At 46.8% G+C, this 23,713-nt stretch carries 25 protein-coding genes; 11 read left to right on the top strand and 14 right to left on the bottom strand.

What is annotated here, in order from left to right; all coding sequences use genetic code 11:
- Positions 1–2: 2 nt before the first annotated feature.
- The 11 genes from WCT94_RS05390 to WCT94_RS05340 all read right to left on the bottom strand — a co-directional run bounded on the left by WCT94_RS05390 (position 3) and on the right by WCT94_RS05340 (position 14,244).
- Complete coding sequence (locus tag WCT94_RS05390) at positions 3–893, bottom strand: hypothetical protein (RefSeq protein ID WP_336868383.1); 891 nt, start codon at positions 891–893, stop codon at positions 3–5.
- Positions 894–5,969 carry a DNA phosphorothioation-dependent restriction protein DptH gene (gene dptH, locus WCT94_RS05385; protein ID WP_336868382.1) on the bottom strand — a complete coding sequence of 1,692 codons (5,076 nt, stop codon included), beginning with the start codon at positions 5,967–5,969 and terminating at the stop codon, positions 894–896. It abuts the gene before it with no gap.
- On the bottom strand, positions 5,950–7,275 hold the full coding sequence (gene dptG / locus WCT94_RS05380) for a DNA phosphorothioation-dependent restriction protein DptG (RefSeq protein WP_181838191.1): 1,326 nt from the start codon (positions 7,273–7,275) through the stop codon (positions 5,950–5,952). The genes dptH and dptG overlap by 20 nt, the downstream gene beginning before the upstream one ends.
- 4 nt (positions 7,276–7,279) lie before the next feature.
- Positions 7,280–8,929 (bottom strand): DNA phosphorothioation-dependent restriction protein DptF, encoded by a 1,650-nt coding sequence (gene dptF, locus WCT94_RS05375; RefSeq protein WP_336868381.1) that lies wholly within the window; start codon positions 8,927–8,929, stop codon positions 7,280–7,282.
- 187 nt (positions 8,930–9,116) lie between these two features.
- Positions 9,117–10,376 (bottom strand): tyrosine-type recombinase/integrase, encoded by a 1,260-nt coding sequence (locus tag WCT94_RS05370; RefSeq protein ID WP_336868380.1) that lies wholly within the window; start codon positions 10,374–10,376, stop codon positions 9,117–9,119.
- Positions 10,377–10,763: 387 nt separating this feature from the next.
- Complete coding sequence (locus tag WCT94_RS05365) at positions 10,764–11,768, bottom strand: phage integrase (RefSeq protein ID WP_336868378.1); 1,005 nt, start codon at positions 11,766–11,768, stop codon at positions 10,764–10,766.
- 3 nt (positions 11,769–11,771) lie between these two features.
- Entirely contained in the window at positions 11,772–12,104 is a 333-nt protein-coding gene (locus WCT94_RS05360; protein ID WP_336868377.1) for a hemolysin XhlA, read from the bottom strand.
- Positions 12,097–12,552, bottom strand: a complete 456-nt coding sequence (locus WCT94_RS05355) for a hypothetical protein (RefSeq protein WP_336868375.1) — start codon at positions 12,550–12,552, stop codon at positions 12,097–12,099. The genes WCT94_RS05360 and WCT94_RS05355 overlap by 8 nt, the downstream gene beginning before the upstream one ends.
- 26 nt (positions 12,553–12,578) lie before the next feature.
- Positions 12,579–13,226 carry a type VI secretion system-associated protein TagO gene (locus WCT94_RS05350; RefSeq protein WP_336868373.1) on the bottom strand — a complete coding sequence of 216 codons (648 nt, stop codon included), beginning with the start codon at positions 13,224–13,226 and terminating at the stop codon, positions 12,579–12,581.
- 46 nt (positions 13,227–13,272) lie between these two features.
- On the bottom strand, positions 13,273–13,881 hold the full coding sequence (locus WCT94_RS05345) for a hypothetical protein (RefSeq protein WP_336868371.1): 609 nt from the start codon (positions 13,879–13,881) through the stop codon (positions 13,273–13,275).
- Between the two features lie 15 nt (positions 13,882–13,896).
- On the bottom strand, positions 13,897–14,244 hold the full coding sequence (locus tag WCT94_RS05340) for a hypothetical protein (protein WP_336868370.1): 348 nt from the start codon (positions 14,242–14,244) through the stop codon (positions 13,897–13,899).
- On the opposite strand from WCT94_RS05340, the gene WCT94_RS05335 reads away from it, so the two are divergent.
- Positions 14,228–14,491: a hypothetical protein gene (locus WCT94_RS05335; protein ID WP_336868368.1), complete on the top strand. Its 264-nt coding sequence runs from the start codon at positions 14,228–14,230 to the stop codon at positions 14,489–14,491. The two genes, WCT94_RS05340 and WCT94_RS05335, sit on opposite strands and share 17 nt — an antisense overlap.
- Positions 14,492–14,535: 44 nt before the next feature.
- Here WCT94_RS05335 and WCT94_RS05330 read toward each other — a convergent pair whose 3' ends face one another.
- Positions 14,536–14,922 (bottom strand): XRE family transcriptional regulator, encoded by a 387-nt coding sequence (locus tag WCT94_RS05330; RefSeq protein ID WP_336868367.1) that lies wholly within the window; start codon positions 14,920–14,922, stop codon positions 14,536–14,538.
- Positions 14,923–14,998: 76 nt separating this feature from the next.
- On the opposite strand from WCT94_RS05330, the gene WCT94_RS05325 reads away from it, so the two are divergent.
- On the top strand, positions 14,999–15,256 hold the full coding sequence (locus tag WCT94_RS05325) for a hypothetical protein (RefSeq protein ID WP_336868366.1): 258 nt from the start codon (positions 14,999–15,001) through the stop codon (positions 15,254–15,256).
- Here the strand turns inward: WCT94_RS05325 and WCT94_RS05320 are convergent.
- Positions 15,246–15,452 (bottom strand): hypothetical protein, encoded by a 207-nt coding sequence (locus WCT94_RS05320; RefSeq protein ID WP_336868365.1) that lies wholly within the window; start codon positions 15,450–15,452, stop codon positions 15,246–15,248. The two genes, WCT94_RS05325 and WCT94_RS05320, sit on opposite strands and share 11 nt — an antisense overlap.
- A 307-nt stretch (positions 15,453–15,759) precedes the next feature.
- Between WCT94_RS05320 and WCT94_RS05315 the strand changes: the two genes are divergently transcribed.
- From WCT94_RS05315 to WCT94_RS05275, 9 genes are all read left to right on the top strand, one after another.
- The gene (locus WCT94_RS05315; protein WP_039538336.1) at positions 15,760–15,972 is read left to right on the top strand and encodes a hypothetical protein; all 213 of its coding nucleotides are present in this window, start codon (positions 15,760–15,762) and stop codon (positions 15,970–15,972) included.
- 261 nt (positions 15,973–16,233) lie between these two features.
- Complete coding sequence (locus WCT94_RS05310; RefSeq protein ID WP_336868363.1) at positions 16,234–16,464, top strand: hypothetical protein; 231 nt, start codon at positions 16,234–16,236, stop codon at positions 16,462–16,464.
- The gene (locus WCT94_RS05305) at positions 16,461–16,661 is read left to right on the top strand and encodes a phage filamentation protein Fil family protein (protein ID WP_336868361.1); all 201 of its coding nucleotides are present in this window, start codon (positions 16,461–16,463) and stop codon (positions 16,659–16,661) included. Before WCT94_RS05310 ends, WCT94_RS05305 begins: the two co-directional genes overlap by 4 nt.
- A gap of 5 nt (positions 16,662–16,666) precedes the next feature.
- A complete protein-coding gene (locus WCT94_RS05300; RefSeq protein ID WP_336863162.1) occupies positions 16,667–17,029 on the top strand; it encodes a DUF5347 domain-containing protein in 363 nt (120 codons plus the stop codon).
- 70 nt (positions 17,030–17,099) lie between these two features.
- On the top strand, positions 17,100–17,339 hold the full coding sequence (locus tag WCT94_RS05295; protein WP_336868360.1) for a DUF2732 family protein: 240 nt from the start codon (positions 17,100–17,102) through the stop codon (positions 17,337–17,339).
- Positions 17,336–17,899, top strand: coding sequence for a 3'-5' exonuclease (locus WCT94_RS05290; protein ID WP_336868359.1), 564 nt, complete (start codon positions 17,336–17,338; stop codon positions 17,897–17,899). The genes WCT94_RS05295 and WCT94_RS05290 overlap by 4 nt, the downstream gene beginning before the upstream one ends.
- Positions 17,896–18,729, top strand: a complete 834-nt coding sequence (locus WCT94_RS05285) for a DNA adenine methylase (protein ID WP_336868358.1) — start codon at positions 17,896–17,898, stop codon at positions 18,727–18,729. The genes WCT94_RS05290 and WCT94_RS05285 overlap by 4 nt, the downstream gene beginning before the upstream one ends.
- Positions 18,729–21,266 (top strand): replication endonuclease, encoded by a 2,538-nt coding sequence (locus WCT94_RS05280; protein WP_336868356.1) that lies wholly within the window; start codon positions 18,729–18,731, stop codon positions 21,264–21,266. The genes WCT94_RS05285 and WCT94_RS05280 overlap by 1 nt, the downstream gene beginning before the upstream one ends.
- Before the next feature lie 98 nt (positions 21,267–21,364).
- Entirely contained in the window at positions 21,365–22,060 is a 696-nt protein-coding gene (locus WCT94_RS05275) for a DNA adenine methylase (RefSeq protein ID WP_336868354.1), read from the top strand.
- Positions 22,061–22,643: 583 nt separating this feature from the next.
- Here the strand turns inward: WCT94_RS05275 and WCT94_RS05270 are convergent.
- Complete coding sequence (locus tag WCT94_RS05270; RefSeq protein ID WP_336868352.1) at positions 22,644–23,711, bottom strand: phage portal protein; 1,068 nt, start codon at positions 23,709–23,711, stop codon at positions 22,644–22,646.
- Positions 23,712–23,713: the final 2 nt, after the last annotated feature.

Genomic DNA, 23,713 nt, shown 5'->3' with positions numbered 1-23,713 from the left:
TCTTATCCCTTCGCCCCATTGAATTGCTCTTTCAAGCCATTGAATTGTGAGTCTCTAATACTCTTATAACTGGCTGCTGTTTTATGATTCATAAAAGCTGAATAATACCAGACAGTCAAAGAAAAACCGTATATGACCCATGCCCAAACACCTAGACCATTAGCAAAAACATCATTCAATACAGAAATATTTTTCTCTATTAAAATAACACCTGTCCGATAAAAAACAAAAGCCAATAGACCGGATATAAAAGATGTCAATGTTATTATAACAATAACTCCAAAATATGGCAGTGTATCTTTCTCACTTTTTCTGCTCTTGTTTTCCATAATTAAAAAAAAGAAAAAAGGAGTAATCAATGCAGATGTTAATAGAAAGACCTCACCCGATTTTACATTGGCATAAATTGCCTCCCAAAAAGTGATCTTCATTAGTTTCCATCTAAAAAAAGAATCAACAACAATGGGTAGAAATGAGCCTACCAACATCCAAAAACATTCATGCAAAGTAGATTTATGAGCATCTTTATTTATTTCTTTTATTTTATCAATACAATAGCTAAGAAATTTATCCTTATAATACTTTAACCCTTTCTCGATAGTTTCATCGATTTCGTTTTCAACAACCTCCTCTTCAATTACATCAACATCTAAGTTTGTATAAAGAGAATCCTTACCCTCTCCAGATATAACTTTGAAATATTTTTTAGGGCTTGAACTCGGAAAATTCAGTCCAAAAGTATGGATTCGTAGCTTTACGCGGATAACAGATTTAGGATCTTTCGCACCAAAATCATATAATTTTTGATCCATAATCTCCTGATAGACTTCTTCATAGGTGGCAGGCCTATCAAGCGTAATTAATGCTATCTTTATTGCTTCAATAATAGTCATCTATAACTCCCAAAATGCCCGATCGCGCATTTTCTTAACCCTTTTATCTCCATCAACATACAGGCTAAAATGCTTCTCAAGCTGCCGAATCTGTCCCATCAAAGACTCCTGCTCACCTTTATCATCAACATTAAACACCGCCTTGATATCCGCATTCTTAATCTCCGAGACTCGGTGGATAACCCACGTCAGAATATAAGAAGCATAATTATTTTCCCCAGTTTTGAAGTGGGTTATCTCCTGCGTTGACAGGATCGCACCAACGCCATACTCACGACCTTCTTTAAGGATCTTACGCAGACTGGAAAAATCCTGACGCATAAAGTTATCGGCTTCGTCCACCAGAATCATTTTAGTAAGCTGACGATAATCCCCTCGCACCGCTGGTTTACCGCGCTTTTGCATCTGCGCGTAAAAAAGATCCAGCGTGAGTGCGACCACTAGGTTTTGAACTTCTGGGGGATAGCCTGCCAGTTCAATCACGGTGACGCCATCAACCAATTCGTACAGACTGGTCATCCTTTCCGGGATAGTTTCGAATATCTTGTAACGCGCCAACTTAGAGAGTGCTGCGTAGAGCGAATCTTCTTCAACCTTCTCCTGATCGAGGAAGCGCTGCCATACATCTTCAATTGTCGGCGCAGTCCTTGACCATGTTGTCGGATCTTCAGGTGAAATCCCCGCAGCTTCGTAGCATTCTAAAATCAGATTTTCTAATTTGAGCTGCTGCTTATGGCCCAGACCATAGGCTTTCGCCATCGTTTCTGATAGTCCACCAGCGGTGTGGATTGGTAACATTGGCGTGTCGCCAAACAGAGATAAGGGGTTGTAAGGCAGCTTAAATAACTTGTACTTTTTAGCACCCGTGGCATCAAGAAAGGCCTCGTCCACATAGTCTGATTTGTAGTCGAAGATCAGCAAACCAATAGGTTTACCATCAACGTTACAGGACTGATTACGCATCAACTGTGTGACCAGCGATTTAGTAAACTGGGTTTTACCGGTGCCCATCGTTCCAATAATGCCGGTATTGGTATTCATGAACTTCGCGGTGTTGGTTGGCTCCCAATATAATGGGCTCTGACGCGCAGCATCATGACCAAACAGGATCTTTAATGGAGTATCGCTAATATCAGCTGTCAGTACCGGAACAGCAGGCTGTAACGACTCCGGTTCTGAAATGGACTGTGCAGCAGTCGGCGTTGTGACTTCTACCACGACTTTGTGTTGTGACGAACTGCCATCATACTCTGGCTTAAACAGGTATTTTTCCGGCACCCGGTAACGTTCTGCCAACGGTGGTTCATCTCCCTGCGCAGCAATCAACGAAGGCAGCAATGAATAAGGGATTTCGATCTGTAAGATATTCTCCGCTGTCTCTTTATAAGAGAGATCGAAGCAGGTTGCGCTGTCCACATGCGCCACGACGAAGCCGTCCACATAATCGGCCAACTCACCTAACTGATAGTCGCCCGTTAACCACCATTCGCGTCGATCCAGCAAGGGAGCCACTTTGTTGCTGTCCAGCACACCGTACAGACGCAGTTTCTCCACCTGCATCAGCACCTGACGAATAAAGAGCGCCCGGTACAATTGTGATGCCAGCGTTCGTGGTTCCAGAATGTCCTGCTGTAAATAACGTTTGAGCTCACGAGCCTGTTGGCCTGCATAGCTGTAGTCAGGCCGCGCCCCGGTTTTAACTTCCAGCGGTAACAGATAGAGGCGGTTTTCTTTGAAACCCACAAAGAGAACATCATCAGAGATCGCGCCGTTACGATAACCCTGTAAATTTCTCGATAAATCGCTCTCTTTCATTTTCAGCCCGACATTGCCGGACACACGGATCATTTCGGCCACCGATAACGGAATCCAGCAAATGTCGGACTGGTGCAACATAGATTGCACAAATTTGTACGCACCTATGATGCCGTGCTTCTCTTTACGCTCTCTTTCATTGGAGCGCAGCATTTTCAGCAGCCATTCGCCGTTAAAGGCATTAAATTCAGCCAGCAAATGCTGACTATCAACAGCAGGTTGCCCTGACTGGCTTCCGGTCTGGAGCAACCGCAGGAACAAATCAACCTGCTTCGTGACGGTGACGGCATCGTAGCCTGCGCAACTGGTGTACTGGTCAGAATAGTGGATAAGCACCACATCTTTCTGACTGGTGAAAAAGTCGAGAGTGACTTTTGGATCAATAATGGTGGTCCAGAGCGCGCTATTGTAGGAGTAATTGAGCAGCTGTTTAAAATTGCCGCTCACGGCCAGGCCGATCCCTTGTCCATGATACTGGCTGTTGCTTTGACGTGCAGGTTGCCACAGGCAGCCGATTAGTCGGGCAAGACGCAGGGCGCAGTAGGACTCAGTATCCACATCACGCAGTCCAAACGCGGTAAAGTAAGCATCCCCCTGCGTTTCGGCACCTTCCCCAGCGATCAATCCATGACACAATACCCCACTGGACGCATCTTCAATGCGGATCTGGCGGCAATCCACAGGTGCTGTATTGGTGAAAAATGCCAGATGTGCATAGGCCAGCTTGTCACTTTCTGACGGCAGGACAAACTTGCTGAACGTTAACCGGCTACGCAGCAGGTCAATCAGCATATCGGCTTCCGCTCGCCATACGCCGCTGTTCAGATCGAGATCGTTTTTAAGCTGCTCATAGCTACCACTTTCTGCAAAGTGATCGAACATATTGGGTAGCAAACGTTCATCGTAGCAGTTCACATGAACCGAAATAGCCTTCTCTTTTTCTTGCTTAAAATATTCTACTAATCCCAGAAACAGTTCTTTGGCGTTCCCTTGATTAATGGCATTGATAATCAACGCACTGTTTTCAGCGCTCTGGAACAACCGGGCGTAAGCGTCCGTGAACTCATTAAGTTTGTCTTTTACCAGACGTTTAACGTAGTCATGGCTGACCTGCCGCTGGGGAACCACATCAATCCAGAAGCGGTTTTCATCCACCGGCTGTAGTTGCGCGTATTCATGCTCACTGTGATAAACAAACGGCACTAACCCGGAAACTATCAAGCGATCAAGAGTGATCGGCGGTAGTGTGGCAAATGATGCCGAATCGTGCTGTTCCGACTCCGCAACGATAGTTTCTGCCAGTTGTAGATGGTAGGCCAGCACCAGAGGATGCAGCGGAGAGAGGCGCTCATGGCTATCATTGCGGCAGATCCCAAGGTGCAGAAGACGCTTCTCTTGTGCTGTCAGCGCTCTGCTCAGGCCTATTTGCTGGAGTGACTGTTCAAACGTAGTAACAATGTAGCTGACCAGTGTGCGATATTCTGCTGACCACGACACCAGACTCGGCAGGGTGTTACGACGATGATAGTAGGCAAATAACTGCTCATAAGCGTTATGGAGATCGGGGTAGCTGGCAAGAAGTTCATCCAGCGCAAACTCGCTATCGTCACTTCCCGTACCCAGCAGACGTTGCTCAATTAATGAGGCTTCCAGTATCAACAACTGCTGGCGTACACCGACGACCTTGTGTTCAGTATTATCGAGTATGATGCGCCCTTTTAGTCGGTTCCAGGTTGCATTGCCCTCTTCCTTAAACAATTTGTTGAAACGACTTTGGTCAAAAAGCAGTGGCAGCGTTAGCCCTTCTTCTGCTCCCGGTCCCTCTATGTTAAACGACAGACGGGAATCACCGGAAACGATCGCAAACTGAACTAGGTCACTTTGATTTGCCAGCGTCTCAAAATTCACCTGAGCATAATGCTGGCGGTCTATGTCTTCGCTCTCGTCATCCAACGTACAGGTCAGGTTGCCAGACTCGGCAATACGCAGCGTGTTATCTTCCAGTTGCAGGGTTATTTGTTCTTTACCTGGATCAATGCGGTAACAGTGCTGAATATCGTTTAGCCAGAATTGTCCCTGCTCGACCAACAACAGGCGAAATTTATACTCTTCGGCTGAATTATTGCGGTTGGTCAGTTCGAGACTAAAGAAGCAGGGATGCCCATCAAAAGGCACCGACGCCATAATGCGGGAAGTCTTGCCGCCCGCCCGGCTGGTGCGCCAGAAAGGTGCATTCTTTAACTGACGATTATGGGCAATCTTTATCTGGTTATCCTGAAGATCATTACCCTGAAAACTGAACTCCAGCTCAGCCTTTGATTGCCCTGGCTGCACCTGCACCAGCAGGCTGATGTCACGTTTGCCTGCCTTACTGGCGCTTTTCGCCCGTTGCCAAACCTCGCCGTTTTCGACGGAGACGTTCTCCAGCACCAGTTTTTGTTCACTATTCTGTTCTTTCTCTTTCCTGTAGTCGGAGAAATCGAGCTCACGCCAGTCATCTTTATCGTAAAAATGCTCCTGAATGAATTTTGAACTAAACTCAGGCAGCACATTCTCCAGCTGTCCACTGTAGCGTTCAACACTATCTTCTATCTGGCGATATAATTTCCGGTTTTCATTCAGTCGGGTGCCTAGCTGCTTCTGGCTATAGTTCAGTAGTTCATCATCTTTAAACAGATGAAGCTCGGAGAAATCCAGATTGCCATCATCCAGCAAGCGATACAGCGACGAGAAACCAAATACGGTCGCGCCTTCATCCAGTACCGTCGCCAGTTGATCCTCCAGCAAACAACGAGACAATTCCGAACGGTTACTATCAGTGGTAATAAGCTTTTCCAGTTGATGACTGAAAGTTTGTGGGTACCAGATAGCATCCGGTGCCGCCACGTCTTTCGTGCTGTTAATCAGGGTATCGAGCATACTGTTGTGAATAATCAACAGCGCTGTTTGGGCAAAAATGCCGCTGCGCCCTGCAACTTCATCGCGCAAATGAGAAATGTAGTTTTCTGTGAATGCTGGAGCCTCGGCTCCGTGCAGTACAGGAATAAGCTGAACACCATTGCAGGGGAGGCAATCAATATATTGCCCTGGCGCAATTTCCAACTGATTGCCGTCCGCCAGAGAGACGAATGCCTCCCAGAGTTTTAGGGCATTATCGGGATCGGGAGATTTGAACTGGTAGCGCTCGCCGGGCTGAATGATGCCACCTACCCATTCAATAAAGGTTTCTGCCAGATAGGTTTCATACTGTTTTACGGACATACACGGCGTCTCCACTATCACTCATTCGCTCTACATTTCCCATGCGTTCATAAAACGCCACCAGCGTTTGCGCCGACTGGTTGTCCAAATAAAAACCGCGCTGTTCAAAACCACGCAACAGTTCATGCAGGCGGAGTTTGTCATTTTTGCCCACAGTGAGATTAGTCAGTAACAGAAGACGATCCTGATTCAGCACCAGCACTTTCCCTGCCCGACCACGGACCTGAATGAAGTCAGTGCAAATCTGGCTTTCCAGCTCCTTAATGTAGTTCTTATTTATATCCGCGCGGTTAGTTTTTTTATCCTGGAATTGCTCTACGGCAACGGATAATAGCTGTTTGAAAGCACTTTCCAGGTTTGTTGCGCGGTCACGAGCAGGAAGATCTCGTTCTTCCTTACTAATAAATTTCTGTATGTAATCATTAATCTCATCTAACACCTGATTTGGGGGACCCGAATAATTCAAACAATCCTGATATACCTGCCAGAGAGGGCGTTTTTTCTCTCCTTTTACCTGCAACACCTCCAGCGCGGAAAGTATCGGGAACAGTTTTTCGTTCTGGCTGGCGAACAGCTTATAGCCATAACGTTTCACCTTTTCCCGTTCGGAGCTGGCTTTTTCGCTATCAAGAATAAAAAACAGTGATTTGCTTTGTGGTTCGCCGTCCTGCCAGTTGTCCAGATTGAGCGCCAGTTGAGCGCACCAGCTAAAGGCGTACAAACGTAGGGTGTTGGTCAATTCTTGTAAAAGGTATTGTGGGTGCTCTGCCAAAAACGCCAGATCGGACTGAAAACACGTTACCATATACGGAAGATACGGTTGCTCTTCGGCAAACGGTCCTTTCCCCAACAGCTTTATTTTTTCATTGAGCTTATTCAGCATTTGCTGCTCGATGAAGTTCAGTCTGTCCTGTATGGGATAACGAAGGCTGAAATCTCCCATCAAATTAGCAAACAGCGTGCCAAGTCGTTTATCTGCCGTTGAACCCGCACTTATTTTTTCACCATTAAACTGGGCGTGGAACAGTAAAAAAAGTGGGGAGACACGGAAAATATCCTGACTGGAAAAATACATCCGTTCCAGCACGGACCAGAATGCAGGCTCATCAAGCAGCTCCTGCAGATGTGTTTTACAATCTTCACGGAATTGTTCGGGATCGTAAGCTTCGATTTTGCGTTTCAGGGCGTAGCTAAGGACCAGACCGGTGACGAATTGCCAGCTAATATCGTTATTTTTATTGCGCACAGGCAGGTAACTATCCAGTTGATTGTTACCCACTTTTAACTCGTTTGCGATAGGGTACATTCTGCTAACCCTCCATACCGCTAATAGTGATCATATCGTCATCCGCCTTTGCACGATAAACCCGTTGTCTGCCATCATAAAATTTGATTTCGCTGCTGGATTTAGCCTGCTCCGCGATCAACTCAACAATTTCATCCAGTAACACGATGGCATTTTTATCGTATTTATTCGGACGATAGCCATTATTCAATTTGTCCAATAATTCGAACAAATTAAGCCCGATATGGATATGCGGTAGTGGATTTCGCCCCACCTTTAAATAGACATCGAAGCCAGTTGGATGAGCCGTATGTTTATTACGGATAGCATCCCAATCAGGCTTCACCTCTACCGGTGCGGTTATTTTTACCCCACCAAACTCACCCAAGAAGAACTCTTCTTTTTGCATACTTAATTCAGGTGCTTTGCGGTTAGCATAGCGCTGGATACCCGCGATAAGCTCAAAAGCATAGAAGCGATTCAGTGATCTTTTTTGCTCCGGATCTGCTGTGTAATTTCTATGCAAATGCCAGATTTCTGAGTAACGTTCAAACAACGATTCGTTAAAAAACGCGGAAAATCTCCGATGATAATCATTACCCAACGACTCGTGCTGCAACAGCCAGAAAAGCCGGATCAAGGAGGTTGCGTCACCGGGCTTAACGCTCTGGCGATCAAACTTAATGTGCAACGGCTCAAGTGCGGCTAAAAAATCATCGAGACCAGCGTCAACCAGTCCCAGTTCATAGCGCAAAACAAACTGATCAAGTTCATAGGTGTGCAATCTGGCGGGATCAAAATCAGAAATTTTTTTAATCAGATCATTTTCTGCACCGTTGAAGAGATTATCAAATAAGTAGCCAGGCCCCATCAACAGATGATGCAGAAAGTCCAGCAGCGCTCGGGTCGTGACAAACTGGTCTTTAATCAACCGCGCTTTAAAGAGCTGAGTAATTAATACATTCTGCACGCCAGGCATGCAAAGCAATTTAAAGTTTGCGACCTCTTTTAGATCTGGATTAATTGACTCATCGCGCCGAAAGATAAACTGAAATAAATTATTATCATCGTCACGAGTTAAGTTGTCTAATAAGGTTTTAATAAATGATGAATAGTTTTTATTTTCGTTAAACTGGAATTTAGGATAGTGTTCAAAATCAAAAAAAGAACAATTCTCGTTACGGTAAGGACGGCTCGCATCCTGCTGTGCTGATAAAAATGAGTCAATTGCAGATCGGAGCACCTGGTGGCATTCAGCACCTTCTCGGGCAAAGTTGGCAAGCATTCCGGTATTGATGCCAATGAGCAGCGGAGATGATTGCTGATGATGATTAGCAAATAAATCATTCAAAGCATCAATAGCTGATTGTCGAGGGGAAAAGCTATGCGTGGCATCCAAGTGGAAATTAAATCGCCGCTGATAGCGCGGATCTGACTGGAAACGGGTTAAAATTTCGGACTTTCCATCCCCACTACTGCCGCACAAAAAAATGATTTCACCGGGATTAGCAACATCCAAATAACGTTGTAGTTCGGTTTCAATCTCTTGTCTAACAAAGAGTTGATCCTTTAACTTGTCGAACTCATCCTTCTGCCGATGTGTCATGGTGGTTACAGAAAACGAAGATGACTTCGCAAGTACACTCAACGCTTTACGTAATGTGATCGCGCTCATAACCATCTGGTCTTAGAGAGAAAAATGTAACTATATTATACAAATAAGTATGTTCTCTACACCAGACTTAAAATTCGTTAAACTATCGCTCACTACTAAATATTCTGTGCCATATAATTAATTTCGATTATCATAATATGCAAGCTGTATACGATGCAGCCAGAATACAGCCTGCTTGTTTTATACATTACCCCGCCGTCAACTTCCCAAAATCAAACGGACTAACTCCCCTCTCCCGATTCGCATCGAGAAAATTAGCCCACCATTGCAGCATCAGCTTACGCTCATCCAGATGCTCTGCTTTATGGATATACGCCGCGCGAACGCCATTACGTTCCTGGTGGCTCATCTGTCGCTCTACCGCATCCCTAGACCACAAGCCCGACTCAATCAGTGAACTACAGGCCATAGTACGAAAGCCGTGACCACATACTTCCGTTTTAGTGTCATAGCCCATGGTTTGCAGCGCTTTGTTTACCGTCCCTTCACTAACGGGTTTTCGTGACGAATGATCGCCAATGAAAACCCATTCACAATGCCCACTCACTTCTCTAATTTTTTTAAGGATTTCCAGTGCCTGACGGCTTAGTGGGACAAGGTGTGGTGTGTGCATTTTTGAACCGCGTTCGGAGAATTTCACCCCAGGGATCGGTTCACGCTCTGGGGGAATCGTCCACAAAGCGCGTTCAAAGTCGATTTCCGGCCAGCGAGCAAAACGCAGTTCGCTGGAACGAATGAAAATCAGTAGGGAGAGGTTAATAACCCACTTGGTAAATTCACGACCTTTGTAACCGTCAATCCGGCCAAGAAGTTCAGGTAAACGTTCGAGCTCCAACGCTGGGCGATGTTCGACTTTGCCGGGCATAATCGCGCCAGCCATATCCTGCGCCGGGTTATAGTCAATCAGGCCGTTTTGTACGGCATAGGTCATGATGGCGGTCACACGTTGTTTTAAGCGTTTAGCCACTTCTAAGCGTCCTGAACGTTCAACGCTTTTGATCGGTGCCAGCAAGTCGCGTGTTTTCAAATCTGCGATATGTGTGCTGCCAATAGCGGGGAAAATATTGTCGCTCAGGCTTTTCAGGATACGTTCCCCATGTGATTCAGACCACTTCTTGTTGTCGGCGTGCCAGGCGCGAGCCACAACTTCGAAGGTCTTTTCATCCTCTTCCTGTTTCGCTTTTACCGCTTTCTTATGTTCGCGGGGATCGATGCCCGCAGCGACCTGTTTCCGAGCTTCATCCCGTTTCTGACGCGCTTCAGAAAGAGAGACTTCAGGATAAACGCCTAATGCCATGAGATGTTGCTTGCCACCAAAACGAAAGCGCAGCCGCCAGTATTTGGAACCATTGGGATGAACCAGCAGAAACATCCCATCACCGTCAGTCAGTGAATACTCTTTTTCTTCTGGTTTTGCCGAACGCACTTTGATATCGGTCAGAGCCATTATCAATATCCTCATAGGTGCTTACGGTGAGTATACAGAGCAAGATAGAACCAACATATATACTCAGATGTATACTCACAAGCAAGTTGATGTAGGTTGAATTGCGTTGACGTTGGGAGAGTATGGAATGAAGGGGAAGCCAGTAAAACCGTGGGTTTTAGGCAAAAAAATAGACGCCGGTTGACGTCTATTGATTTATCAATGGTGCCCGGGGCGGGACTTGAACCCGCACAGCGCGAACGCCGAGGGATTTTAAAAAGTTACACCACATCAAATAAAACAATAGGTTAAGTGATATCAAATGGTTGCGAATACGCAATAACACGAAATTTCACGCCACTCCTGTTTTTGCTGCCACCGAAAAACGCAGTTCCGCCACTACAATTATTAATCTGTAGTTAATGAATCGAACGGATTTAGGGTAACAGCCGCATCAAGATGATCCGGTGCAAAATGGGCGTAACGCATCGTCATGGTGATCGTGCTGTGACCTAAAATCTGTTGCAGTACCAGAATATTTCCGCCGTTCATCATGAAGTGTGATGCGAATGAGTGACGTAAAACGTGGGTAAGTTGCCCGCTCGGTAGTTCAATGCCTGCACGTTTAATCGCGTACTTAAAAGATTCATAAGCTGGAGTGAAAAGCGCCCCGCGTTTTTTAGGTAGCAGGCTGCGCATCTTCTCAGAAATTGGCACTGTTCTGTTCTTATTTCCTTTCGTTCTGGTGAACGTGACACGACTTGGCAGAATTTGAGATTGCCTTAAATCTTGTGCCTCGCCCCACCGTGCCCCAGTAGCCAGGCACAGTCGAACGATGATACCCAAGTCTTTATTGTCTGATTCGTCACACGCAGCCAGCAGGCGCTTTATTTCATCTGGATAGAGAAATGCCAGTTCCTGATCGCCCTCTTTGAACTGGCGTATACCATCCAGCGGATTTTCTTTATCCCACTCCCCCATCCTTTTCAGCTCGGAAAAGACCGCGCGCAGGTAAGAGTATTCACGGTTGACCGTAGCTTCTTTCAGAACGGCTTTACCCTTTGGATTCCACTCACCTTTCAGGCGTCGCTCGCGGTACACGGCAAACATATTTTTATCAACGTCGATAGCAAACGGATCACCTAAACGTTCACAGATAGCGAGTAATTTTGTGTAGCGGGAATCGCCGGATGATAGCGTTTTGCCGTGCATGTCATACCAGCGCTGAACCAGATCTTTCAGAGTGATATTACTGGTTGTGGTATCGATGCCTTTTTTATCGGCCATAAGGCGGCGCTCATAGGAAAGCGCCTCACCACGGGTGGCAAACTGTTTGCGAATGCGCTTACCATCGCGGCCATAAGGGAAGCACTGGCAAAGCCATTTGCCGGATGGAAGTTTGCTTACAGCCATATTCTAGACGAACAAAAAACGCGCCACAGCTAAAGCTATACCTGCTGTGCCAATGATAGTCGCGGCAATCCATTTTGTTTGTGCAGAAATTTCTTTATGGATAGACGACATTTCTTTCTGTAGATCGCTTTTGGTTGCAAACTCTTCCGAGCGTACGGATAGCTTAGCTAGATCAACTTTTATCTGAGCAATGCTGTCTTCCGCTTTAGCTACTCGTTTCAGTAACTCATCCATACCATCACCTCCACTACCGCCATTATCACTTTCTTTCATTCTATCAGCAAAAGGTAACGGTGCATCACGAAGCTGTACAACCTTATTATTGTCCTTATTCATCGTCAGCCTCCTTATCACTATTTTCGACCCATTTAAGAACAGGATAAACTCGGTAGAAACTTACGTGACCACAGTTTATGCAAGAAACTCGGTATTCGCAGTTAGATGGCCTGGGGTAGGCAGTTGGATCAACATATCGATAGGTAACATAACGCGTGACCAGAAAATTTATGGATTTTACTAGCTCTTCTGGTGATAGCTCACTTGCATTTTCTGGTAAATCGGCAGAACCAAGTGATCCACTTTCAGGAACAGATAATGCCGAAGAACCGCATGACAAACAATGTTGTGCAGCGCCCTTTGCAGAGAGGAACTCTGCAAACAACTTGGGCGTAACTTTCATTAATCTTTCTTTTAATTTTTCTTCTGCTCGCTCTCTATTGAGAGTTTGAGGTGCAAAAATTTCATCTAACCCTAGCTCTAGGGGGGATCTATTCTTATCTGTCATATATTGCTCTTAGGGATTTAAAATAATCACCACTTACATGCACCACGCAGAGGCTTAATCGCTTCTGACAACCCAGTCAAATCAAAACGAGCAGAAACCGGACTCTCGCTATACGGCACTATGGTTGTGTATAGCGACTTACTTTTCATAAGTTCCTGAATGAATGAAATAGTTTTACCAGTATAAAAAACGGCTTTATTATCCGTTGAGATATTCCACGTCTTTTTAACCGGCTTCTGAGAATCAACACGATGCGTCATATAAGTTTCATCTAAGCCAAGATAAGAGTCCCAATTCAAGAAAAGATTAGTTTTTCCTTCCTTACAGGTTAAAAATAATATTGGCATCACTGATTGACCAAAAGAACCTCGAATGGGTTCTTCAGCACTTATATAAACGTACACATTCCATGAGTCATCCAGCGGTGATTGCTCTTTGTTTATCACCCACTTTCCAACATCACCAGTAGGATTGCTGTCATCATTTGCGTCATTTTTCGAGTTGGCGGGTGCATCGAACTTTTTATCTACTTTATCGAAGCAGGCTAAGCGCTGCTTGTTATCACCAATTGATTTGCATGCTAATATTTCATCATTACTTAGGTTTAACTCTGCTGCAAAAGAACTACCGCATAATAAAAAAGTCATTGCTGTTAAAAGGTATTTTTTATTCATCAAAAACTCCATTTGATTAAAAATAAAATAAGAAATAATTTCTATATCAATGCGCCAGCCACATACCCAGCACGATCCCCACCGCAAGCACTGCGCCAAAAATCCGAGGTTCTGCTTTTAAGGTGTTTATCGCGTCTTGCCACGTTTGAATTTTTGGCGTTGATGAAGTCGGTGCAGGTGTAGTTCTACCCTGCCGCTCATCCAACCACCCCATAGCCTGCTGAAGCTGAGGACGGGTTAAATCAATTAACCGGCTAGTACCAAAATTGATGTGGCAGAACCGCGTAAGCTGTTCACGTAATTCATTCTGCTGCGTGCTTCTTAATAATTGGGACACTAATTTTTTATTGGCATCCTTTTCCCGACTACGATCATGTAACGCATTCAGGAAACTGAGCGCCGTGGAATACTGGCTGATGGTGATTTCTTCAATGCCATTCACACCAAGTTCAGCATGTAATCGACGCCAGACAAAACGCACATCTTCACGCCCTGCTTCCGCAATATCTTTCACCAACTGGTTTAATTGGGAACGCTGTGCGCTAACCAATGGGCGCAAATCTTCTTTAGTTTCTGGCGCGGCAATATTGATATTTTTTTCGTAATAATCACGTCCTGCGACCCGATTACTATCCCCTTGAGCCTCTACGGTCATCCATTACATCCTTGCTTACTGTTCTGAGTTATCCCGTGGTAAGGGCTGGCTCATAATCTTTATTAAATCTTTCTGAGATGCGGCATCATAATTAAGTGTATTCCCACTCTTATCCGTTATTGTGCATTCAGCTCTACGATCTTTATTGATGTACGCAATGATAATATTTGTTAGCATCTTCATGACCGCTACACCGCCACCAGTAGGAATAGCCACTTCAAGAAATTCCAACGCCCCACCGGAAAACATCATCGGGCTGCGTTCTGTTATCTGAAAGTTAGCCTCTTTGAGTTCCTTTTCTAAATTCCATATACTGCCACCACTAGCTGAAAAGCGGAGTGTCACTATGTTTATGTTGCTCATTGTTCCTGAATCCTTTTCTGGGAAATGTCGAACATTTTTTTTTGTAATTAAAAAAGCCTTTCGCGTGTTTTATCCTAATCGGCGGATCCAATTTTCATGGACAACCAGCCAAGAGAACCTTGAAGAGATAACTGGCGTTTGTGAATGCGTACCGCGTATTCTTCGCCTCCAAATTGAAGACCCAGAACGCCTCGCCCGTGGCATAGATGCAGTAAACCGAGAGAACGCCGAATCATCCCGCGATTAAAGCGCATCACTGCTACCCATCCTTAAGCCTCGTTCATCGGGGCTTTATTTTTTGCCTTCGTGATAGTCCCTGCCCGCTACGCGCTGGCCGCTACCCGTTACATTTATCGGTCCTGCCGTTGCAGAGCTACCCGCCGTCAAAGCGGCCAATGCAGCAGCTTTAACCGCTACAGGAGCTTTTCGGTAATGCCCGACTAGCTCTTGTTCATCATCACTAAGAACTTCGGCAGAGCGTTTACCTAAAACAACATATTGAATATCAACGCCAATCTTAGCTATTCCATTGAGATAATCAGCATCTGGCGATCTTTCGCCTTTCTCGTACTTAAGTTGGGCTAATTTCTTTACTCCGCCAATTTCACCAAGAGCCAATTGACTAAGGCTGAGGCGCTCTCTTTCTTCTCGAAGGCGCTCGCCGATATTCAAACGCATATTTTTTCCTTGACATGTATCCAAATGAATACCAGAATGCATTTCACAGGCTAACAGTGGATCACAACATACCATTATGACACAAGAAAATCATGATCTGAGCGCACAGTCCAACACCGGGGATCGTGCTGTAGGCGCAGAGAAGAAGTTGGGAATATTGGAAAATAACGAGCGGCTGAGTATCGCAGCCAGCCTTACGGAAAGTATTAATAAAAAGGCTGAAGAACTTGGAAAAAAGGTCTTCAGCCGAGATATAAAAATTATTCTGACACTAGCACTAGCAGCAGAAACAAAGCCTTGCGATGTGCTATCTAGATCAGATGTTAAGACTTGATAGCGTTGCCTACTGCATTGAATACGGTTGCGTACAGCTCTTCGAAAGTAATTGAGTTGTATGCGGGGAATGAACCATCACTTCTAACCGGAAGCTGATTTGCAACTAGCTGAGATAATTGCTGGAGAGAACCATTATTTAATGCAGCTTTTATCACTTCACCAGTTTCTTTAATTTGTAGTTCTTTGTTTGTCATTTCATAACATCCTTACTTTGTGTGAGAGCAGTGAGGATACCACGCGCCGGACGGAGGTGGCTAAAAACGCCGGCATATAAACCTTAATAGTGGGAGAAGTAACAATGGCAGCTATTAGTGAACAGAGATCGCGTTTACCGCGTGGTATTGCATCCAAGAACCCTACCCCAATGCGCTTATCGGACGATGAGCGCGACAAACTGGCAGCACTAGCAGCACAAGAAAGTCGCTCACTTTCAAGCATGGCCCGCCTGGTGTTTCTGCGGGGGCTGGAATCTTTTAACGCTCAAGGATAGCAGGTGGTGAAATGGCTAAGGCATTAAACATTAATATCACCGTTCCTACCCCATATGTTTCATTAAAAACATATTCAGAAATGACGGGGATACCATTCCGAACATGTGAAGGAATGGTTTCTGATGGACGGATTATCATTCGCCCCAAAAAAGGAAGAATGGAGAAAGTCGAGGTTAATTTAATCGCCATGCTTCGGGATGCGATAACCAATAGCGAAATTTAACGATTGCGGGGAAGAAAAATAATTATCAATACAGGGAGATTTATCAGACTCAAGGGGGAGTATTTAAATTCTGGTTGCTGTATTCCTTATGATGAAATAAAGACAATTGAAGATGCGGGTTATACTAAACGCTCTAGATATACCACTAGGGGAACGTTAATAAAATTTATTGATGGGAGCACGACCACATTAAACATACCGTATGAAAAAGTTATCAAGCAGTTAAAGAAAATCCCTGATTTTGAAATTTTAGGATAAGTAATGAAAAATGAAATGCTTGTCTTTTCAGGTATTGATCATGCGTTAATTAAGCTCAGTGAACATACCAGCATTTATCGCGGCTTTTCTATTATTCGCTGCCCCAGAACGGCAACGAATCCAATAACTCGTTATCGCATAAGTCAAGGCGATCAGTCATTCGGGCTATTTGATGCGTTAGGGCAAGCGACTTCTTATATCAACGACCTGCACAGCATGAGAGGTTCAGCATGATTAGCACAGCGCGTTTATTAAAAGAAAAATCACCATCCCCACAAGAAAATAAAGGCTGGCTGGAATTACCAAACGGCCAGCGTTTCCAGCCTACTCCCGCGCAGGCTTATTTTGCACCGTGGAGCAAAAAGCCATATATGCCAGCGCCTAAGCAAAAGCGCCGCTGGTTTGCCCTCCTGATGGGTATCGCGGCGTAACCGTCATGGCGAATACTGAAGCCGCCCGCGCCGTTCCGCTGAGTATCACGGACAGAACTGACGGGCTAAATCACATAGCAATGCTGAGAGGAAAATACTTCAACACGAATAGTGAAAAAGAAATGTGCCGGTTTATTGACGATCTGCGCGATGAAAGATTTTATGACGGAAACAGGAAAGATAGGAAATCAACGCATTCAGATAATATGCGCGTGCTATCAGCGATATTTGAATTAGCGGATATTGATAAAGGACGGCATGAACTGAAATTTAATGAACTGACAACTGAAGAAAAAACAAAGCTGATTAAGGCGATGAATAAACTTAAAGCAGTTGTGAGTTTATTCCCCAAACATTTAATTCTTTAACCGTAATAACTCCCGTTTTTAAAGGCGTAAACCCGCCGGGCTTTCTATTACCTGAAAAAAGGAAATCACGATGAGAAATGCAGAAGTTAAAAAGATGCAAGTCGTTGGCAGTGATGTAGATGTACTTGTTTCACTGCTGGGGAAAGCACGCTTGGAAGAAAAAAAATCCCAGCATTATGAGTTTTCTCAACGCCTGGAAGCGCTGGCCCTCCACGCGCAGCAAAAAGAATATTCCGCAGCAGAGGTTATCGAGCTGCTGCGCAAAGAAGCAGAACGCTTCGAGCGCTCGTCACAGGAGATCATCGCATGAACCACGTCATGATCGATATTGAAATAATGGGTAAGAATCCCCGCGCACCTATTGCCTCTATTGGTGCCGTGTTCTTTAACCCTAAAACAGGTGAGTTGGGTGAACAATTCTATTGCCGCGTCGATTTTGAAAACGACATGCTCAATGGCGCGGTGCCAGACGGTGACACCATCAAGTGGTGGTTGCGTCAGTCCTCAGAAGCCCGTGCTGAATTAATTAGTGATGATGCAACCCCGATTTGGGGCGCGCTTAGCGCGTTTAGCGACTGGCTGACTGATAACGCTGAAAGCCTGAAAGCGTTAAAGGTATGGGGAAATAGCCCATCTTTTGATTGCACGATCTTGAAGTCTGCGTTTGAGCGTACTGATATCGATATTCCGTGGAATTACTGGAATGAGCGGGACGTCAGAACAATTAAAGAAGTTGGCCGTGCGCTGTGTGTGGATGATCGCCCATTCACTGGTACGCAGCACAACGCCCTACATGATGCGGTAAACCAAGCGGCGCTGGTTTCTGCTGTTATGTCTCGGTTGGTTCAGAATCAAGGCGGTGAATTATGATCCGCCCGTTCATCAAATGGGCTGGGGGTAAAACCCGCGTCCTACCTGATTTGCTGCCTCATCTGCCAAAGGGTGATCGGCTGTTTGAGCCCTTTGTCGGCGGTGCGTCTGTATTCCTTAATACCGACTTTCCACGTTATGTGCTGGCTGATATTAACGCCGATCTGATTAATACATATCAGATGGCTAAGAATGCCACTCAGCCATTTATTAATACTGCGAAAGCGTTATTCGAAAACGGTAATAGCCCAACTGAGTATTATCGCAATCGCAACACATTCAACGCTATACATGAAGATGAGCGACTGCTAAAGGCCGCTTTATTCCTATACCTGAACCGCCATTGCTTTAACGGTATTTGCCGATATAACAACGCTGGTTTTTTTAATGTCCCATTCGGGAACTATAAAAAACCTTACTTCCCAGAGGCAGAGATAAAGCTGTTTGCTGAGAAAGCAAATGACACAACAACCTGCTTTATTGCGGAAGATTTCCGAAAAGTGTTGGCCGCGAAAGCGATAAACAAAAGCAGTGTTATCTATTGCGATCCGCCTTATTTGCCAGCCAGCGACACGGCCAATTTTACGCAATATCACCACGCTTCTTTTACCTCCGACCATCACCGAGATTTAGCGGCGCTGCTGCTGAGCGTAAACCTTTCACGCGGCGTGCCGGTCGTTATCTCAAACAGTGATACCCCTGCTACGCGCGAGATTTATCAGCACTATCAATTCCATGAAATCGCGGTTCAGCGTTCTATCAGCGCAAACGGCATCACGCGCGGTGCCGCAAAAGAAGTGATCGGCGTGCTGAATAAGGTTTGTGAGTAATGTCCGCACAGTGGGCCCATCCGTGGAATGCACCACGTCCAGCGATCTCCATGCCACAGGGGATCGCTGATTCATTTCATCCCTCTGCTGCAAATAGCACCGAGCCGCATCCAGCCGTCGAGCAGCATCTTAAGCGGTTAGTATCGCGCGCGGCTTTCTCCGATCTGGATTTCGATCAGGCCGTCGCGCGGCTGGACTACTTCGAGCCTAATTCAACGTTACTGACGATGCGCCGCCAGTTCGCAGAAGCTGAGCGGGACGAGCATCAAGCGGCATTACAAAACTGGATGGAGACGCCGGAAGGTGTCGAAGCGCGCTTGCTCGAACAACCGTTTTTTATCCGTGATACCTACAGAAAAAAAATAGAATGGCTACGCGCCAACCGCGAGCCGCGACACGTCAGCGCCTTTTTCATGGGAACCGTGAAAAAAGCCCTGCTGCGTCTTGATGCTGTGCGTGCCAAACAAGGTGTGCGTGACGGTTTTACGTCAGAGCTTGCCAGTTATTGGCACGCACGCTGGCAGCATCTGGCCGAGTTTACGAAACATGAAGTGATTAACGCCGGTCATGCTATCGCAGCCAGTATCACGGAAATGTTTGAAACCGAATGCGGCAGCACCTTGCCCGCTAATATGACCAATGACGAGATCCAGTCGCTTTTCTGGCATCTGGGCCGTGAAATGCTGGCGCTACGGGTAACGCCGCCGTGCTGGGGCGTGATCATTGGCGATAACGAATCAAAAAAACGTATTTGCTCCGCCATTCTGCGCATCATCAGCCCTGAATGGTGGGGGCGTAAGTTGTGGCGTTTGCGCTGCGAATGGCGAGAAAACCAGTTCCGCGCCATCGGCGTGATCCACAAAAAGCGTATGCCGTATGTCAGTATCGACGCGTTGAACCAGTGGCAGGAACAACGCCGCAAAAATCGTGAGTTCTTTAAGGCGCATGAACTGGTTGATGAAGACGGAAACGTCGCATCGTTGGAAAACATGGTGTACGCCAGCGTTAGCAATCCGGTTATTCGCCGTCACGAACTGATGACGCGCATGGCGGGCGTTGAAATGGTTGCTATATCACGCAGTGATGAAGGGATTTTCCTCACTATCACTTGCCCGTCCCGCTATCACTCCAATATTCAAAGCGGGCACCAAAATCCCAAGTGGGATCACACATCCCCCCGCGATGGTCAGCGCTATTTATGTAAGACATGGGCTAAAGCCATGTCGAAACTGAACCGCCGTGGCCTGCGCCCGTATGGCTTTCGCGTTGCCGAACCGCATCACGATTCAACACCGCACTGGCACGTATTGCTATTCATGCCGCCAGAAGACCGGAAAGAAATCACTGAAATTCTGCGTGAATACTTCATCGCTGTAGACCGCGCTGAGCTGGGGCGTAATACCGGCGCGCGCTTTAAAGCGAAGCGTCTTGATCCTAAGAAGGGTAGCGCCACTGCCTACGTTGCGAAATATATCAGTAAAAACATCGACGGCTACGCACTTGACGGTGAACGTGATAACGAAACCGGAAAGCCTCTGCGCGAAACCGCACGGTTTGCTATGGCCTGGGCATCTCAACATAACATCCGGCAGTTTCAGCCGTTCGGCCTGCCGCCCGTCACAGTCTGGCGTGAGCTGCGCAAACTGGCGAACCAACTTACCGCGGTGCAGAAAGAAGCCGGAACCTTCAAGCGCGGCGCTTCTCAGTTAGCCGATCCGGCAATGGATGCCGTGCTGGCTTCCGCTGATGCAGGCTGTTTCGCTACTTACATCGAAAAGCAAGGCGGCGTGTTAATCCCGCGCGAGCTATACACAGTGCGCATCGCGTATGAGGATGCCGACGAGCAAAACGACTACGGCGAGACACCAGAAAAAATCTTTGGTGTTTTCTCCCCGCGCTTAGGTGAGATATCGCGCATCTGTACCCGTCTCGTTAAGTGGAAAATCCGTAAAAAACAGGCAGCAGACGCAGGCGTTAATGATAGCGCCGGACGTGGTTTGGCTGTTATGCCGCCCACCGGCGGCACTTGGAGTTCTGTCAATAACTCTACGGGCGATGAAAAAATAGGCATTCCATGCGGCATAGCTAGGGATGACTATGTGAGCTGCTACCAGCCCGAGGGAGATATTGACGGCACGATAGAGCAAGAAAACATCGACTTTGAGCACATGACCGACACGGAGCGGCGTGGATTGCTCAATCGCCTCCGATCACAGCCGCCGGATCGGCGACATAAAGAACACTCGTCCACAACTCAGCCCCATAAAGAGACTGAAAAACAGACTGTTAGTAAGCGGTCGGACGACTGGCGCGCCAGCGTTGCAGATTTTGCCCGTTCGCTGGGCTGGGATATCAGCGCCGGTGAGGTGCGGCGATTGGAAACCGGCAACGCGATAACGCTCGCGGGTTATGCCTACGTTGCCAGCGCTGACGGTTGTCTGTATCGCGCGCCGACAAAGAAACAAAAAGATGTGGAATATCAGGACAGAGCGGCGGCGCTGCTACACCGTATCGCCATGTTACGTGACGTTTCATAGTCATAACCGGCTGTGCTGGCCAGCGCATCGATCACAGTCAGAAATGACGGGCTTCAGCATAGATGAAAATAGCTATGCGGTACCACAAGGGGAAAAAAATGGGATATCTGGGAAGCAAGGCCGCGTCAGGCGCGTATCAGAAAATTATCGCTAACATGCCACCGCATGATGTTTACGTTGAAACTCACCTGGGCGGCGGCGCAGTCATGCTGAATAAGCCGCCCGCACGGCTGAATGTTGGTGTTGATATTGACCAGATAACCATTGAGGAGTTTTGTCAGTTCAATCCTGAGTTTGTGGACACACTTGATACGCAGCTACGGATCATCAATGAGGATGCTGTTGATTTTCTGCAAAGTCACGACTTTGAAGTGATGGGTCGCACGCTGATTTACGCAGACCCGCCGTATTTGCCTGAAACCAGAACCGGAAACGCACGTTATCGGCATGAATACACGGTTGATGACCATCGTGAGTTGATCGCTATTCTGCGGCAATGCCCGTATTACGTGATGATTTCTGGTTATCCATCATCGCTTTACGATGAATTGCTGCACGACTGGCGCTCTATTGAATTTCAGGTAATGACTCGCGGTGGAGTCAGGACGGAAAAATTGTGGATGAATTACCCTGAGGGCGAGGCGTTTAGTTCGGCGTTTGCTGGTAAGAACTACATCGATCGTCAGCGCATCAAGCGAAAAGCAGAAAGATGGGCGGCAAAATATCGGGCGATGACGCCCGCGGAACGGCTGGCGGTGATGACTGCGCTTAATGGAGTTGACGCAGATAAATAAGAGAAAAGCCGCCAATAATGGCGGCTTTTTCTAGTGGCCGGTGCTGCCACGGCATTCTATTAGAACGTCGGGGATTCACCTAAATGAATCTGTTTTCCGGCTTGTTCGTTTTCCACGAAACGCTTCTATGGCGCGCAGGTCAGCATCCTGCATTCACTGATAAAATTGTAGCATTACAAGAAAATATACGCTCATAAGAAACGGATTTTATCACTGCGCAAACCCGCACACTAATGCACAATTTTTTTGATGCTATTACCCCCTTCACGCACCAGATCTGGCGCGGGTTTGCCCCTGCTGCACAACTGCATAAAAACGCGCTATTTTCGTGTGCGGGAGTGGCGGGGGAACCCTCGCGCGCTGAGGGGGATATGAGGGGTGTACTGGTTCATATGCTGCTGCATCCTCACCACGTCACCATTGCGCCGTTTCGAACTCAGTCAATCACGGCATCATTCGGCTGATGCGTCGCTCAGAATGGCATTCAGGCGCGTTGACGCAGACGTAAAAAAACCGGGCAACCTTGCGGCTGTCCGGCTTGATGTTTGATGGCTAGGTGAATGGTTTTGAATGACTTTCGCGGTTACATTGCACCTTCGGCCAGTGCATAAGGCTTGAACCGAAGTACCTCGATCCCCAGCCAGTCGTTAAGCTCTTTCAGGCTTTCCATTATCGGCATGAGTTCGTTGATGGCGAACACCTTCGCGGCCTTCTCCACGTCACCAAATCCCCCTGCATTGTTCGGCATAATCCCCATTAAATTAGGTGGGACACGGTGCGCGGCTAACATGTCGTCACGGGTCGCATCCTTGATGCCGGTAAACTCATCTTTGGCCGCAATCTGGCTGAATGGCAGGATTTGCAGGCCGTCTTTCTTCCCGCCTGCCGCGTAAACAAACAGGTTCTTAAATGCCCCATTACCACGCGCATCTTTCAGCGACTTCTTCAGTTGTTCAACGTCAGCATTGTTGGTGATGGGATCGGTGAGGTAGACGATCACCCCTGCATGGCTCCCGTTGATGTAGTAATTACGCCGGAACAATGTGGCTTCGCCGTTCAGCATCGCTGATTGGATTACCGCCATATATTCAGGTGTGCCGTATATCTCTTGGTGAATGCTGGGGCTTTTAACGTGGAACACACTGCCTGGCTCGAATTCGTGATCGTTGGCGTAGTACGTCACAAACCAGTACTGATCCAGGTTCTCCCCGCGCCGGGTGTACTTAGCATGGGTATGCTTTAGCTTCAGTGCCTGGCCGATACGGTTCTTTCTCAGTTCCAGATAGGCATTACCGAATACCAGAAAGTCGAGTACAAAGGCGCTGGCATCCTGTCGTGATAAAAGTGGGTGCGGCTCGTAGCAGGACATGATGACATTGCGTTTAAACAGTATCGGAGACTGATGATGCACAGCAACGTCAAACATCCGCGCCAGACCGTAGGTGCTGATCGGTGGTTCATACCAACGGCCATTTCTGGCGCATTCCATACAGTCCAGCAGGTCGCGCCTGTCCATAATGGGCTGTGCATCACCAAACGAGAAAGACTGTAGTGATTCAATCGGCTGCTGGATCAGTTCCCCTGTTACGGGTGTCTGTGTCGCTGTGCTGTGTTGGCTGGCCGTGCGCGAGTAATGTTTCTTACGTGACATGG

Source organism: Pectobacterium sp. 1950-15, assembly GCF_037136835.1.
Classification (GTDB): Bacteria; Pseudomonadota; Gammaproteobacteria; order Enterobacterales; family Enterobacteriaceae; genus Pectobacterium.
This window is presented reverse-complemented; position numbering and strand designations above follow the sequence as displayed.